This is a genomic window from Vibrio sp. 2132-1 (assembly GCF_033344315.1).
Genome location: NZ_JAWPON010000861.1, coordinates 1 through 518, shown reverse-complemented (window position 1 = coordinate 518; position 518 = coordinate 1). Strand labels below are relative to the sequence as shown.

Here is a 518-nt window from a genome sequence, read left to right as displayed (position 1 = left end):
CTCGAATGGGTGATGTAGAAAATGTCGAGTTCAACAGTGATGGTGCGCTTGGCATTACCGTTTACCGAGGCCAACGTAAGGGCAGCGCTTCCACATCTGATTTGAGTGAAGCGGCGATTGAACAGACAGTGAATGCCGCGCTTGATATCGCTCATTACACATCTGAAGACCCAGTCGCAGGCCCAGCGCCGAAAGAATTTATGGTGCAAGAGGTGCCAGATCTTGACCTTTTCCACCCAGACTCTCCAGACCCAGACTACGCAGCACAAGTGGCGATTGCCGCCGAGAAAGAAGCGCTAAGCTACAGCGATGCAATCAAGCAAAGTGACGGTGCTAGCTACGATAGCCACTACGGCGTCAAAGTGTACGGAAACAGCCATGGTTTGTTAGCAAGCTACGCGTCTAGCCGCCACAGCACAAGCTGCTGCGTTATTGGCGTAGGCAAAAATGGCGAAATGGAACGTGACTACAGCTATACCGTTGCCCGCCATCGTGATGATTTGTGGACGCCTGAAACC

Annotated in this window: 1 protein-coding gene; it reads left to right on the top strand. The window is 52.3% G+C overall.

The genetic code is table 11. The features are described 5' to 3' along the window. A partial coding sequence (locus R8N47_RS28425; protein WP_318186510.1) for a PmbA/TldA family metallopeptidase occupies positions 1-518 on the top strand: 518 nt, incomplete at both ends.